At 55.7% G+C, this 14267-nt stretch carries 14 protein-coding genes and 1 pseudogene; 7 read left to right on the forward strand and 8 right to left on the reverse strand.

From position 1 onward, the window contains the following. From DSM25558_RS22985 to DSM25558_RS23000, 4 genes are all read right to left on the reverse strand, one after another. The coding region (locus tag DSM25558_RS22985; RefSeq protein ID WP_077107037.1) for a transposase at positions 1-346 on the reverse strand (346 nt) is incomplete at its 3' end. Positions 347-589: 243 nt separating this feature from the next. Further along, positions 590-1177 (reverse strand): NAD(P)H-dependent oxidoreductase, encoded by a 588-nt coding sequence (locus DSM25558_RS22990; RefSeq protein ID WP_077106999.1) that lies wholly within the window; start codon positions 1175-1177, stop codon positions 590-592. A 40-nt stretch (positions 1178-1217) separates the two neighbouring features. Next, positions 1218-2210 (reverse strand): hypothetical protein, encoded by a 993-nt coding sequence (locus tag DSM25558_RS22995; protein WP_077107000.1) that lies wholly within the window; start codon positions 2208-2210, stop codon positions 1218-1220. Positions 2211-2305: 95 nt separating this feature from the next. Beyond that, a complete protein-coding gene (locus DSM25558_RS23000; RefSeq protein ID WP_244554285.1) occupies positions 2306-3412 on the reverse strand; it encodes an alpha/beta fold hydrolase in 1107 nt (368 codons plus the stop codon). A gap of 114 nt (positions 3413-3526) precedes the next feature. On the opposite strand from DSM25558_RS23000, the gene DSM25558_RS23005 reads away from it, so the two are divergent. Continuing rightward, positions 3527-4105 carry a TetR/AcrR family transcriptional regulator gene (locus DSM25558_RS23005; RefSeq protein WP_062451759.1) on the forward strand — a complete coding sequence of 193 codons (579 nt, stop codon included), beginning with the start codon at positions 3527-3529 and terminating at the stop codon, positions 4103-4105. Positions 4106-4495: 390 nt separating this feature from the next. Here the strand turns inward: DSM25558_RS23005 and DSM25558_RS23010 are convergent, their stop codons facing one another. Beyond that, entirely contained in the window at positions 4496-5389 is an 894-nt protein-coding gene (locus tag DSM25558_RS23010) for a LysR family transcriptional regulator (protein WP_062451760.1), read from the reverse strand. A gap of 112 nt (positions 5390-5501) precedes the next feature. Here DSM25558_RS23010 and DSM25558_RS23015 point away from each other — a divergent pair, with 112 nt between their 5' ends. The 3 genes from DSM25558_RS23015 to DSM25558_RS23025 all read left to right on the forward strand — a co-directional run bounded on the left by DSM25558_RS23015 (position 5502) and on the right by DSM25558_RS23025 (position 9046). Beyond that, on the forward strand, positions 5502-6386 hold the full coding sequence (locus DSM25558_RS23015; protein ID WP_077107001.1) for an NAD-dependent epimerase/dehydratase family protein: 885 nt from the start codon (positions 5502-5504) through the stop codon (positions 6384-6386). Positions 6387-6406: 20 nt separating this feature from the next. Beyond that, positions 6407-7813, forward strand: a complete 1407-nt coding sequence (locus DSM25558_RS23020) for an amidohydrolase family protein (protein WP_077107002.1) — start codon at positions 6407-6409, stop codon at positions 7811-7813. A 75-nt stretch (positions 7814-7888) separates the two neighbouring features. Then, positions 7889-9046 (forward strand): MFS transporter, encoded by a 1158-nt coding sequence (locus tag DSM25558_RS23025; RefSeq protein ID WP_200800792.1) that lies wholly within the window; start codon positions 7889-7891, stop codon positions 9044-9046. An 899-nt stretch (positions 9047-9945) separates the two neighbouring features. Here DSM25558_RS23025 and DSM25558_RS23035 read toward each other — a convergent pair. Next, positions 9946-10266, reverse strand: coding sequence for an ArsR/SmtB family transcription factor (locus tag DSM25558_RS23035; RefSeq protein WP_371480442.1), 321 nt, complete (start codon positions 10264-10266; stop codon positions 9946-9948). 493 nt (positions 10267-10759) lie between these two features. On the opposite strand from DSM25558_RS23035, the gene DSM25558_RS23040 reads away from it, so the two are divergent. After that, positions 10760-11716, forward strand: coding sequence for a helix-turn-helix domain-containing protein (locus DSM25558_RS23040; protein ID WP_077107005.1), 957 nt, complete (start codon positions 10760-10762; stop codon positions 11714-11716). A gap of 157 nt (positions 11717-11873) precedes the next feature. Here DSM25558_RS23040 and DSM25558_RS23045 read toward each other — a convergent pair whose 3' ends face one another. Next, positions 11874-12248, reverse strand: a complete 375-nt coding sequence (locus DSM25558_RS23045) for a hypothetical protein (protein ID WP_077107006.1) — start codon at positions 12246-12248, stop codon at positions 11874-11876. 84 nt (positions 12249-12332) lie between these two features. Between DSM25558_RS23045 and DSM25558_RS28600 the strand changes: the two genes are divergently transcribed. After that, positions 12333-12479 carry a transposase gene (locus DSM25558_RS28600; protein ID WP_143239455.1) on the forward strand — a complete coding sequence of 49 codons (147 nt, stop codon included), beginning with the start codon at positions 12333-12335 and terminating at the stop codon, positions 12477-12479. Between the two features lie 12 nt (positions 12480-12491). Beyond that, positions 12492-12986: pseudogene (locus DSM25558_RS23055) on the forward strand (CBS domain-containing protein); the annotation flags it as partial. A 324-nt stretch (positions 12987-13310) separates the two neighbouring features. Here DSM25558_RS23055 and DSM25558_RS23060 read toward each other — a convergent pair. Next, the gene (locus DSM25558_RS23060; protein WP_143240223.1) at positions 13311-14264 is read right to left on the reverse strand and encodes an aliphatic sulfonate ABC transporter substrate-binding protein; all 954 of its coding nucleotides are present in this window, start codon (positions 14262-14264) and stop codon (positions 13311-13313) included. Positions 14265-14267: the final 3 nt, after the last annotated feature.

Below are 14267 nucleotides of genomic sequence, written 5' to 3' on the forward strand. Positions count from 1 at the left end.
CCGCTTTGGAAAGGGCGTCGCGGAGGGCGTCGCGGAGGATTTCGACCTCCATTGTCTTACGGCCGAGCATGCGCTCCAGCTCGCGGACGCGATCTTCCAGTTTCTTCACTTCCGAATTGCCGACCACCGGCTCGTCAGAATCCACGGCTGCAGCACCTCCCTCGCTCAAAAGCCTGCGCCACCGATAAAGCAAATTGGGCGCAACGCCATGGCGGCGAGCGGTGGACGATACCGTCTCGCCTGGTTCAAAACTCTGCTCAATCATTGTCAGCTTCTGCTCGGTTGTCCACCGCCTGCGGCGCACATCTCCCGTCAGCAGTTCAACGTGTCGATACTCGTTAGACATAAGCCTATACCCAAGCCTGTGCTTGAGCCTTTCTGCTTATGCCGACTGTCCGGTCGAAATGGGGGGCAGTTCAATCGGAACAAAATCGGATATTCGACCTTGCCAAATTATTGGTTTGCTTATGGATTTTTTCGCGCTCGGAATTTTATAATATTTCACCATAATGGTGTCTTGGGTTCGGATGGCGGCGGTTGCGGAAACGTCGCTGTTTCTTCCTAGAGCACTAAGATAGCAGGCAGCTGTTCATGCGCCCGCTACGCGTCGGCCGATGTCAAAGGCACGTTGAAGGCCGTCTTCCACACCTGTTCGGTCAACGGGCAGCAGCAGGTCCAGACCGATGACCGGCATGCCACAGTAGCCGAAGATGCCTTGGACAATCTGCGCGTTCAGAGCATCGAAGTAGCCGCGACGCTGATAGGTGTCGTAATCAGCACCGCCGATCGCGACGACCTGTCCTTTCAGGTGCACGAGCAGCCGCTTCATTTCTTTTTCGCCATCATCAATGAAGGCCCAACCCTGGATAAACACCCGGTCGATCCAGCCCTTCATGACGGCCGGCATGGACCACCAGTAGACCGGAAACACGAGCACCAGGGCGTCGGCCCGATCGATGCGTCGCTGCTCTTCCCGGATGTCGACCGGCATTTGCCCGCGGCCATGGAAGAGATCATTGTCGGGGCCTGCGAACCGCGGGTCGAACCCGCTCGACGCCAGGTTCAGGACCTCGTGCGTGGTGCCGGGAAGGCTGTCGAGCCCATCGACCAGCCGAGCGACTGCGCCATGCGTATAGGACGCAGGGTCCGGATGGGCCGTGACGATCAGGATGTGCATATTTGCCCTACTCTGGTTGGGGTGGTCAAGGTCGATGCTCTCAAAGCTCTATGACGGCGCCCTCGGCCCGCAACTCGTTAAGGTACCAGTCGGCGTCCATGAGTAGCTCCGGGAAGTAGAGGCCTGACGGGAACGCGGGCTTTCCCTCTAGGCCCACAACCATTGAGAGAGCCAGCGCACCGCTCAGTCCCGTTAGCGCTGCCTGACCTTTGCCGAACTCCAGCGTGAGGCGTCGATGGCATGGGCTGTCGCGCAATTCGCCCTCGATTTCGACTACCAGTTCGGTTGCAATGCCCTCTCCCCTGCGCCGGCTGGACGACTCAGCCATCGCCAGATCGAACCTTACCGACCGGGCCTGCGTCATCGCCTGCAAGCTGACGATGTCGTACGGCGTGAGGGCACTTCCGTTCAAACGTCGGCCGTCGAGGGCCCGGATCTCGCGGGATGCTGCTGTCCCGTCCAGCCAGACGCGGCGCCCGTCGTCGAAGGCCCAGACGCCGGATCCGCCTTCGGAACCGCGCTCCATATCGGCCATCGCGGCGGGACCTGTAGGGTCCTGCTCGTCAACGATCGCTCCAACAGATACAGAGTGCACGGCGTCCATGCTTCTCGTCGCAGCCTGCGTCATGAACACAGCCGGTCCACCGTGCCAATGGCTGGCGAGCACAACGGGGCTGGCATCCGGGCGACGGATGACGTGCGCCATCTCGGCGCCGACCTCGACCAGCCAGTTGCCCATGCTGAGATAGGGGACGCGAAGGTCCTGGGCATGCGAGAGGCCGGTCAGCCCATCGTCCGGAGCCATCATCACGACCCCGCCCAGCTGATCGTCTTTCTCCAATCCAAGACGGGGCCTGTTGATATCAATCTGGACGGCAGCAGCCTTACCGACCTCTTCGGCTAGAGAGTGCGCGCGTGTCATGTCGCGCGCACCGATAAGGATCGGCACCCTGGGATGGCGCTTGCGAAATGCCTTGACCCCCTCGCGGCCGATGACGCCGGTTCCCCCGGCAAACAGAATGGGAGCTTCCATAACAATCTCCTTATTTCGTTTATGTGTCCCGCAGGGAGCCGCGCATGCAGCGCAGCGACTTGCATCGACGGAATAGTGGCCTTCAATTTCGGAATTTAGCGCGCCGGATAGCGGCGTTGCAGCCAGTCGATCGCCAACCGATTGACGTCATCAGGCTTCTCTTCAGGCGTCCAATGCCACGCCTCTGGAATGACGTGTGTCTCAAGGTCGGGAACATGGTCGCGCATACCCTCGGTCATGCTGGGACGCAGCACGACGTCATGCTCCGCAGTAATCATCAAGGCAGGGACACGGACGTTCTGATCGACCCCAAGGCCCGCTTTCCAAGCCCTGGAAATGTTTCGGTACCAATTAATCGCGGGAGTGAACCCTGTCCGGCTAAAGTTATGCTCGTAGACGTCGAGCTCGTCGGCATTGAGTACGTCCTTGCCCGGCAGCTCAGCGGGGATCGGCTTGCCGTAGTACTCCATGTTGACGACGAATTCAGGCAGTTTACCCCACTCAGAGGACCGCATTAGGTCTTTGCGGTACGCAGATCGTATTGTCGCGCGAGGGGCTGCATTCATGGCCTCATCGGCCTTGTCTCCATCCTGGAACATCAGGACGTACATGTCCCGACTGTAAACCTTGCGCATCTGGTCGATCGGATCGACCTTCGGGTCGGCAACAAAAGTTTCGCCCTTGGCCAGGGCGGGGCGCACGATGTCGGGATGGAGCCAAAGCCCCCAATGAGGAACATGCGGCGTGTTCAGCGAGACAACGCCCGCCACCCGCTCGCGATGGAGGAGCGCCATTTGCCAGGCGAGCAAACCACCCCAGTCATGTCCCATAAACACGGCCTCACGCACTTTGAGATGGTCAAGCAAACCGACGAGGTCACCCGTCAGGCTTGTTATATCGTAGGCCTCGACATCGGCCGGAGCGTCGCTTGCCCCGTAGCCGCGGAGGTCGGGGACGATGACTCGGTAGCCTGCTGCCACCAGCGCAGGGATTTGGTGCCGCCACGTGTAGGCTAGGCCCGGAAAGCCGTGCAGGAGGACCACGGCCGGCCCCGATCCCGCCTCGTATACTTTCAGCTTTATTCCGTTGGTGGACACAATGGACGAGGGCGGCATCGGCGGTGCCTCCGCCCATGCTGGGGTGGTAAATCCAAGGGCCAAAGCCGTGAGGCCAGCCAGCAGGGTTCGACGAGAGAAAGGCATGCGGGATTTCCCTGAAATTCGTGCTGCAAGAGCTTTCGCAACGCTTCGCATTTTGTTACTATATGTAAGTTACTAACGGTAGCTTATGTTTGTGTCAAGCTAGGATTGTGGTGAATGTCCAAGAAACTGCCTAGAGCCGATCGCCGTGCCCAGCTTTTGGAGATCGCGTCCGACATTGTACGTGAGCAGGGAACCGATGCCTTAACGCTCGGATGGCTTGCCGAGCGGGCGGGCGTGAGCAAGCCCATTGCTTATGACCATTTCGAAACCCGGTCTGGTCTGATGATGGCGCTCTATAGAGAGGCGATGAACCGGCAGGTCGAGGCTTTGGCGGTAGCACTTCAAGGCACACCTCGCGAACCCGAAAGGATCGCGCGGGTACTGGCGATGGCCTATTTGGAGTGCGCGACGACGATCGGACCTGAATGGCATGCGATCGGAGCTGCCCTGCGCGGTGACGCAATGATGGATGCCTACCATCGCGAGATGAGAGAAGAACATGCGACCTTCTACGCCGAAGCCATCCAGCCGCTGTCCGAACTCGATCCGGCAACCGTGCGGCGGCGATGCGTTGGCCTGATCGGGGCCATGGAGGCAGTATCGAACGAAATAGCGGCCGGACATATTCAGCTGGAACATGCGGTGGAGGATCTCGCGTCACTGAACGTGACTTGGCTCATGAATGGGCGCTGAAGTGAGTTAGGCCGTCAGTTGTATAAAAGAACTGTGAAAATGGGTGTAGACAGCAAGTCGGCATCCCGCCCGGTTAGTGTTCGGTGGCAATCAACGGGGCGATTGCCAAACTAGTCATGCCGGTTCAGGCCTGCATGGAAAGGATCGAAGAGTGATGCACCGAGAAGGTGCTGTGGAGACGTGGCCGAACTGCCTGCCGTTGTACACGCGCGAAGGAGTTCACTTTTTTGCATGGGAAAGCTCAAGCAATTGACCGGGTCGTTGAAGCACCCATTCCGACTGCCGTGTTAACGGTGTCAACCGACCTTCGCTTGGCAAAATCAAAAGCGGTACTATCCGACATGGCGTTCAATGCTCTACTCTATTCGCCCACGTGTTCTATCACCGCGATCAAAATGGATGCTCACTCAATGTATGCCGCGGAATGAGGTCAAGAAATGCACTGACCGTCTGGCTGGTCACCTCGACAGCTTTGACGACAACGCTGAGTGTCCATGAAACCTGGGCGTCGCGGATTGGCACGATCACAACGTCTGACCGATTGCCGACAAGTTCTGGCGGCAGCAGGGCGATGCCAAGACCTTGCGCAACGAAATCCGGTATTGTCGTCAACTCGGCCACTTCAATTAGCACCGAGCGCGACAACGCCCGCTGAGCAAAGGCCTCATCAATGACAGCACGTTGTCCGAAGCCTGGCGGCATATCAACGAAAGGCTCTCTTTCGATTTGAGCAAGCGTAATGTCGCTGTGCTTGGACAAAGGGTGATGAACGGAGGTAGCGAGTTGCAACCGATAGGATCGAATTGGTATTGTCCGGAGTGTTCGATCGTTGAGGTTTGTGCCGACAAACGCAACGTTGATGCTACCTTCCTTCAATCGTTCTATAAGCTCGTCCGTTCCCCGCCGCGACGTCTGGAGCCGCATCTGAACGTCAGGATATCGGCGGTGAAAGTCTCCAAAAAGGGCGGGCACATCTATCAGCTTGAGGCCGCTTAGCATTCCTATGGTGAGGGTCCCCTTCAAACCACCTGATGGATGCACGGCAGTTTTTGCAGCGTCCATGGCGCTGATTGCATTTCTGGCATGGGGGAGGAAAATCCTTCCACTCTCTGTCAGCGCTACCGATCTGGTCGAGCGATCAAAGAGCGTGGCATCGAGCTCCAATTCCAGCGATCGTATTGTCGCGGAGAGCGTCGACTGCGTCATGTGAAGATGATGTGCTGCGCGTGTGAAATTTAATTCCTGCGCCAGTTGTACGAACGCTTCGAGTCTTCGTTGATCCATTTGGGAAACCAGTTAGTGAATTCTTCGATCACTATATCGTATTTTATCGTTAGACGCGATCATTTCCACGCATCATTATAGCCTCATCATCAACAACCAGATGAGGCATACCATGAAGGTCTTACTGACAGGGGCTAGCGGCTATGTTGGCGCTGCGACGCTAGAAGCACTAGTCGCAGCTGGCCACGATGTGGTCGGCATTACACGCTCTGAAGCGAAAGCGGAAAGTATCCGGCAGCGAGGGGCAGTCGCAAGGGTCGGCGACGTAAGGGACAATGCGTTTTTGACGGCGATTGCCGCGACCGTCGACGGAGCGATCCATCTCGCGTCGCCTGGCGACGAAACCAGCGCTCAAACTGAAGAAATTGTCGTGGCCGCTATCCTCAATGGCCTTGGCAAAGCTAATAAGCCCTTTGTGTCGACAGCTGGTCTGTGGGACCACGGTAGTGGTGATGCTATCGGCGAAAAAACCGCATTCCGAGCTCCGCAGATCACCGCGTGGCGACCGGCAATAACCCAGCGCGTTCTAGGTGCCGACGGTGTTCGCAGCAGTGTAATCTCGCCTGCCCTCGTTTATGGACGGGGAGACAGCTTGTTGCACCTTGTTGCCAATGGTCCGCGCGTTGGTAAAGAAGAACAATCCCTATTGGTGGTCGGCGGTGGACAACACCACTGGGGCAATGTGCACGTCGATGACCTCGCCAAACTATACCTGTTTGCTCTCGAGAAGGCCCCTGCCGGGACCTACCTGATCGGAGCAAACCCACATGCTCCGACAGCGCTAGCAATCGCGAGTGCTGTTAGCACGGCGATTGGGTTGCAGGGACGCGTCGAGCCAGAGGGCGTGGCCGCAACTGTCAAGCGTCTGGGTGCGCTTGGGGAGGCTCTGCTTCTGGACCAGAAGATTGTCAGCACGGGTGCTGAACAACTCGGATGGAGGCCAGCACAGCTCTCGATCATCGAGCATCTCGCAGAGACAACGAACTTCACACGATAACTTTATGAGTGGAAATTAAAATGAATGGTTCTTCCAACACACGTGTTTTGATCAAAGGCGCGTATATTCTTTCACAGGACGATGAACACGGCGAATTCGTTGGTGACGTCCTGGTCGTCGACGGCAAAATCGTTGATGTCGGTCCCGATCTTGCGGATGATACAGCCGAAATCGTTGATGGCGCAGGTCATGCGCTTTTACCGGGCTTCATCGATACCCACAGGCACGCATGGCAGGGTGCTTTGCGCGGTCTGGATCCATCATGGACCTATGCCCAGTACCGCAACCACGTACAAATTGGCCTCGGCCCGCACCTCGAACCTGAAGACGTCAGGATCGGGAACCTTGCGGCTGGCATTATGTCTCTCGACGCTGGCGTGACCACCGTTCGCGACGAGGCGCATATTATGAACAGTCCAGCTCATGCGGACGCTGCAATTGCGGCGCATTGGGAATCTGGAATCAGGGCGGTCTTCGCCTATGGCTGGCCGTCCACGGAAGCGGAATCCTGGCAGTTCGGTAGCGAAAGGGCTCACCCTGCAGACATCCGCCGCGTGCGGGAAACTGTTCTGTCGGACGACACCGCACGCGTCACCCTCGCCGCAATGATCCGTGGACCCGAACTATCGACAATAGACATCGCCGCAAATGATATCAGTCTTGCCCGCGATCTTGGCCTGCAGATGAGCATGCATGTCGGCCTGGGTGAATGGGGCGTCCAACAGGCCGCAATCCGTAACCTGAACGACAGCAAATTGCTGGGTTCGGATATGCTCTTCATTCACGCCTGCACGTCCACTGACGATGAATTGCGGATGTTGGCGGATCACGATGCCCAGGTTTCTGTGGCATCATCGATCGAAGCCTTCATGCCGGGGCTCGGCCAGCCTGCCACCAACCGCATGATTGCCGCAGGCTTGCGACCGAGCCTCAGCCTTGACGTCGAAACGTCTGCCGCTGGTGATCTGTTCGGCGCAATGCGCGCAGCGCTCGTCTATCAGCAGCTGACACGTGCGGGAGCAGGAGGAATGATGGAGCGGGATCTTCAGACCCTGCCGACATTCGACTCCCGCGACCTGCTTGCTTTCTCAACCATCAACGGCGCGCGCGCATGTGGGATCGATGATCGAACCGGCAGTATCACAGTTGGCAAGGAGGCCGATCTTATCATGATCCGGCTGACCGATACCAACCTTCTGCCCGCTACTGATGTGGCCGCCACTATTGTCACCGCAGCCCATTCCGGCAATGTGACCTACGTCATGGTCGCTGGGAAGGTGATGAAATCCAACGGTTCGCTGCACCAGACACATTCTATTGCTGAGTTGGCTGAGGCTTCGCGAGACCGGATCTATCACCGTGCAGGGCTTGCCAAGCCAGGACGGAAAGACGCGACTGTGCCCTTCTTCCTGAAGGCTGGTCACTGAATGTCGACGCATAGTAACTCGACTCTAAACCAGGGCCGAGGACCGCGCAAACTGCGCGGCCCTCAGGCTGCCGTCGTGATCGCCGCGACCTTCTTTGTGACGATGCTTGGTCCGACCCTGCCGACGCCGCTCTATCCGATATATCAGGATAAATTTGGTTTCGGGGGTCTTATGGTCACCTCAATTTTTACGACCTACGTCGTGGGGATTGCCGCCGCTCTAATCCTGTTTGGGCGACTTTCCGACCAGATAGGACGTCGAGCACTGCTATTGCCCGGCCTCGTGTTGGCGGCGTTGAGCAGTTCTGTTTTCTATTTTTCCGACACTGTGCCAGCTCTGTTCTTCGGCCGCCTTCTTTCAGGTCTGTCAGTGGGCATAATCACCGGGACTGCCACAGCAGCCTTAACCGACCTGGCTCCGGCAGGGCGGAAGCGCTTCTACAGCCTGACGGCCGCGCTGGTGAACATGCTTGGCCTGGGCCTCGGGCCTGTCCTCGCGGGTGCGCTTGCTGAATTCACCGCATTTCCTCTTACGCTTCCATACCTCGTTCACATTGTGCTGGTCATCGCATCGTTCGCAGGGGTCAGCATGATCGCCGAGCCGCTCGACCGTCAAGGCGGATCCCTTAAATGGGAGTTCCAGCGGCTGACACTTCCACCCGAGGTTCGAGGAACATTCATTCGTGCCGCCACGGCCGGCTTTGCAGGGTTCTCCGTATTGGGTCTGTTTGCTTCTGTGGCTCCAGCCCTGTTGCTGCACGTCCTTGGCATAGGCAATCACCTGGTATGCGGGCTTGTTGTCTTTGCTCAACTCGGATTTTCGGCACTGGGTCAGATTGGCAGCACCAGAATGGCGGACCGAAAGGCAATGCTGATTGGGACCGCGGCTCTCACGGTCGGAATTTTGCTCACTGGGATGAGTATTGCCGTATCTTCTTTACCGATACTGCTGACGGGCGCAGCTTTTGCCGGAGCGGGACAGGGGATGAGCTTTCGCGCTTCCCTTAGCACATTGGCCGAACAGAGCCCCGCGCATCTTCGTGGCGAGATCACGTCTACCTTCTTCCTCGTCCTTTATATTGCGCAGTCCGTACCCGTCATGGGCGTAGGTGTCGCTGCAAGCACTTATGGTCTGGCTCTCGCCGGCGTGGGGTTTGCGGTGTTCGTGGCAATGATTGCAGCAACTGCGTTCGTTAGCTTGCTGGTATCCAAGCCATCGGGCGGCGTGACGTGATCAAGCGAGATCCAGCCGAATTCTTTTCGTGTTGAGTGGACACCTTTCCGCGCCCGCTTGGATAACGCGTCAGCGGTTCTGATCTTTTCAAGGCGATGGCACTCCATCGCTGGCATCCACAGGTGTGAGTCCATTCAATAACGGTAACAAGTTCATAGAGCACGCGCGGTTGCGATAAGGGCGGCGAGCAACCAAACGCCCTCAAAGGCACACTCCTACGGAGCCAGTCTATATCCACCGCCTCCGCCTTTGAGCTTGGACGCTAAGAACTCGCCGAGCCGAGAGCCATCCGCATTGTGAACGACAATTTTAAGTCTCCCCCGTAAATCCGGACGCCTCAATAGGAAAACTGCAAGCGCGACTATTGCAGCGCGATTAGCTGCCTCAACGTCCGTTTCGCACACGATTTCACGTCTGACGCAAGTTTCGCCGTCCCAAATTTCAAATGAGTAACTTTGCATTCCATCCGCCCCCAGACAGCACGAATTAAAGCATATGGCTTTTCAGAAGGTTCGAATGCTCTGATTATTGACGTAAAGATATTATGGGTTCTACTTTTTGGATTGTTCGCCAGAACTTCCTAGTAGAGGTGCAAAATTTTACTGCAATTCTGCCACTACTACTAAAATTTATGGTTATTTCTCTGCAATCGAGCGGTACAGTTCTCATCCAAACCGCGAGCAACGCGTAAACGAGCTTGCTTGATCGAGAAGTATACGCTTGTTATACGACCGGAGCTAGTTCTTTGGCAAACGTGAGCTTGTCTTGCACGACCATTCAGTTGGCCACGTCCCAACAGCCTGCGGGAACGACGGGGCGTCAACAGCCGGTCATGTAAACTCGGGACGGTATGAAGAGAGCTGAATTGCCTACTCCGCAATTCCAAGCGTGGGCCTATTTCAGGCCGGAACCGAGAGCCTGGGTGCTTCCTCGCTGAAAATTTCTTCTAAAGCCGCTAAAATTTGCCGTACCGGCTCGGAGCGGCTGAAATAATAAATAGTCTGGGCATCACGGCGGGTTTGCACCACATTTGCATTGCGCAGTTTGGAAAGATGTTGAGATAACGCTGATTGGCTGAGGCCAACCTTTTCTGCTAGCTGACCCACCGGCATTTCTCCCTCAACGAGGATCCGAAGAATCGTGAGTCTCTTTGAGTTCTCCAGCGCGGATAAGAGCGTCACTGCCGAATTAATTGATTGCTCATCAAGGCGTCTGCTCACTACGTTTGTCTCCAAAGCTATTCTCATTGAGGCAAAGATTGACAGGATACGGATCTCTTGTTCCTTACCTCCCGCCGACCACCAAATGGCACCTGGGGGAGAAAGTAAGCCAATCTTTGCTAAATTAGATTAGTCAGTATCCGTCAATCTTCAATGCGAACAACGCCGATGAGTGCCTCTAAGGTGCAGTGATGTCACTGAGGTGCAGGTTTATTGCGTGGTTTGACGGAGGTTGACTGATTTGCCTATTAAAAAGTGGTTCGCCGAAATTTGGAACCGTCCTTTGGGAATTCAGAACTGGTTGTCAGAGGCTCGGATTGAAGCAGGAACTTCATGTGACCGATTTATGTAGCTTAATTTGTATCTGTCCATTGAACGACCGATTTCAAACAAAATCTGAGCTTCATTGCCACGCATAAGAAGATTCGAGTATGGTTGAATCGTGTTTCATGCGTTTTTTAGCGAAGTTAACACGTGTTTGGATGTGTTAGGAATGTCGAACGGTCCGTACAAAGAACTCAAAATTTCGTCCAGGGATATCGGAGAAGTTGAGGAGTATTTGAGTGACGCTTATGCCCCGGTGTCTGCAACTCCACTCGGCTCGCACCACAAGTACGGGGTCAACGGACATCTCGCCGTGCTCGATGACGTTTTCTTCGAATGGTCGAAAACAATTGGAAGTTATCGCGTTACTCCCATCGAAATGTTCGATTCTGTTCTCTTCAATTTCGTCAGCGAAGGAACAACGGATTACCATTTCAAGGACAATAAATTAACGATCGCGGCCGATCAGGTAATTGGTTACCGGCACGCAGACAACGTTGATGTTCTGGACGGAAGTGAACATTCAACAGTTGTCATTTCTGATGACCTTCTCTGCAAGCGGATGTCCATATTGCTTGATAAGCCGGTGGTTCACACGGTTGAATTTAGCAAGGGTGCCCTGGATCAGCGAAATCTCAAAGGACTTCCAGCTCTTGTCGAGTTTTTGTACAATTCATCGGTCCAGCAACTCGCGGGATCGCTCAATGCACGTTCGTCGACTGTTGGAAATTTGGTCATTGATAGTTTCCTTTTAAACTATCCGAACAACTATACTCAGACGCTGACGGCGCCCGTGCCCTTAGTTGCACCAAGACAGGTGCGGCGGGCGATCGATTATATCCACGCGCATCCAGCGGACAGAAGCTCTCCCGAATTCTTAGCTAGCCTGAGCGCTGTTAGCGTCCGCTCTCTGCAGTATTCTTTCTTGCTTTCGGTAGGACAGACGATCAGCGAGTATCAGCGCGCTTTGCGCCTGCAAAAAGCTCGCGACGACCTCGATCAAAGTAGCAATCTCTCCGCGAAGGCAATTGCTGAGAAATGGGGATTTGCATCGCATAGTGCCTTTACACAAAGTTTCAAAAAAGCGTTTGGCGTCACTCCATCCCAGGCCCGCAGGGGTAATTGAACGTTCCGATCTGTTCTTTTCACATAGGTTTCATCCATTGGTGAAGTTGGAGCGATAATCAACATAGAGGAATATTTGGACGCTAAAAGGCGATAATGGGCAAACGGTATGTCTCCCGCGATCGTGCGGGAGACACAGGCAGTAGAGTTGGCGGGCGTCAACTCCGGAGATGTGGACATCCTATGGCCGAACCGCCAGAAGGTTGTTCTGGCGTTCTCCCTTTGAGAACTTCCTCTACGGCCTGAGACAGAAGATCACGGCGCGTCGAAAGGGAATAGATGTCCTGAGCAAATGCCGGGCTTGCTTTCCAATCAAATACGAGTTCGGCCATCACTCTGTCCCCGACGATGCGCCCCATCAGGGCCTGAGCGGTTTCGAGATCAGGCACAGCCTCGCTCACCACAACATGAGTTTCTAGCACGTTTTCATCCATGAGCGACTTAATGATCAGTTCGTGTGCGTTTTCTAGCGTCAGAGTCCAGACAGCACCGATAATGACATACAACTTTTTCCATTCATCCCTGCCCACCATTGTAAGCGCCGTTCTTCACCCACATTGTCGGCCGTTGCCTGATCTGTCATCGACGTCCCATGGATAACGACAAGGAGTTTCTCCATGGAGACTACGTTGGAGTTTCTCACGACGCGGCGAGGCCGACGCGAGGCACATCGCCACTGGACTGACGAGGTAAAGGCTCGGATCGTGTCGGAGAGCTTGCGGCCGGGAGTGACGGTGAATGAGGTTGCTGCCCGCACGGACTGAAGGCGAATCACCTATTCTGCGCTCGATCCACTCATCCGGACCGATATGCAGTCCGTGCTTCTCGACATTCAGAAGGAAATCAAGAAAACTATCGTGTTCATTACCCACGACCTGGATGAGGCGCTTCGTTTGGGTGACCAGATCGCCATTCTTCGCGACGGCGAAGTCATTCAGCAAGGGACACGAGAGGATATCGTCCTGCGCCCGGCAGATGACTACATCGAGAGCTTCGTCAAAGAGGTAAACAGAGGGCGTGTTGTCCAGGTCGGAGCCATTATGCGACCGCTGGACGCTGAACATAGCCTCTCTGGAAAGGCGACGGTTTCATCGGATGCAACGTTAGAACATGCGATTAGGAGCCTCGCTCATGCTCCGGACGGTGATATCGTCGTCGTCGCTCCGTTGGGAGAACCCGTAGGCGTCGTTACTTTTCGCGACCTTGCGAACGCGATGGTCACGATGCCGGCCCAAGAAGGCGACGCTGCTCGCGCAATCGCGCTGGCGTAGTTGTCAATTCTTATGAAGCCGGATTCTCGAGCCCTACCATCGGTTACGATAAGCACGGCTTCGTTGTGGCACTGCTTCCGGTGCTGGTCTTAATTTCTAAAAGCGTTATCAAACGACGATGCTGCAAGTCGCGCATGATTTCCGTCAATACCTGTTATGCCGCTATGTCGCTATGTCTGCTCCACCAATCGCTTAGCCTACCTGAGTAGTGGTGTCTTTGGTTCAGATCCTTTCAAGGCGGTTAACACAAAAGTGTTCTTCGAACAAAATATAGGGGCCGCACATCCGGAACATTTATGCCGTCCAGACATGCGGCCTAAGGCCCTACTTCAGCGAAACGACGCCCGAGGCGACATCCGGTAGCGTCTTGATGATGCCGCTCTTGACATACCATTCGGCAATGGCACCGATCTGTTTAACGTCGGCTTGAGAAACGCTGGTCGTCGGAACAGCGTTGTTCGCGCCGATCTTGGCGCCGAGATCGGTCGGAATGTTCATTTCCTTGGCCCAGATGGCACCGGCTTCCGCCTTGTTGGCAACAGCCCAGGCATTTTCCGACTTGATAACGTCGAAGACGAGCTGCAACTGATCTGCCTTGTCCTTAGCGAAATCGTGGCTGGCTACCAGAACGACGGCATTGTCGGACTTAATGGCCGCGCCATCCACGATCACCTTGCCATCATAGGCCTTTTCGGCAATCGTCAGGAAGGGATCCCAGGTTGCCCAGGCGTCGACATGACCCTGGGTGAAACTCGGGCCGCTGTCACTCGGGCTGAGATAGACACGTTCGACGCTTTTTGGATCGACGCCATTTGTTGCAAGACCCTGCATCAGAAGGTATTCGCCGGTGCCGCCGCGATTGACCGCCACCTTTTTGCTGGCGAGATCCTTGATGGAGGTGATGCCGGAATCCTTCTTGGCGACGATGCCTTCGGAACCGGGTGCCATCTTCTGGTAGGCAAAGATCACCAGCGGGATTTTTGCCGCAAGCGCTGTGATTGCTGAAGTCGAGCTGCCAGCGGTGATGTCGATGCTGCCCGCGTTAAGCGCTTCAAAGGCGGGTGCGGCTGCCGGGAAGGGACCAGCCCATTCGACCTTGATACCCTTTTCGGAGAGCGCCTTTTCCAGCGTGCCGCGAGATTTGGCGAGCGTGATGTCGTTGGGCCCGCGCAGCCAGCCGATCCGCACGACGTCCTCGGCAGCGTGAACGGAGGGTGAGAAACTAACGACGGCGGTAACGAGAGCCGCAGCAGTCAGGAATGTGCGTTTGGTAATCATTGG

The sequence above is a fragment of the Agrobacterium sp. DSM 25558 genome (genome assembly GCF_900100825.1).
Classification (GTDB): Bacteria; Pseudomonadota; Alphaproteobacteria; order Rhizobiales; family Rhizobiaceae; genus Agrobacterium.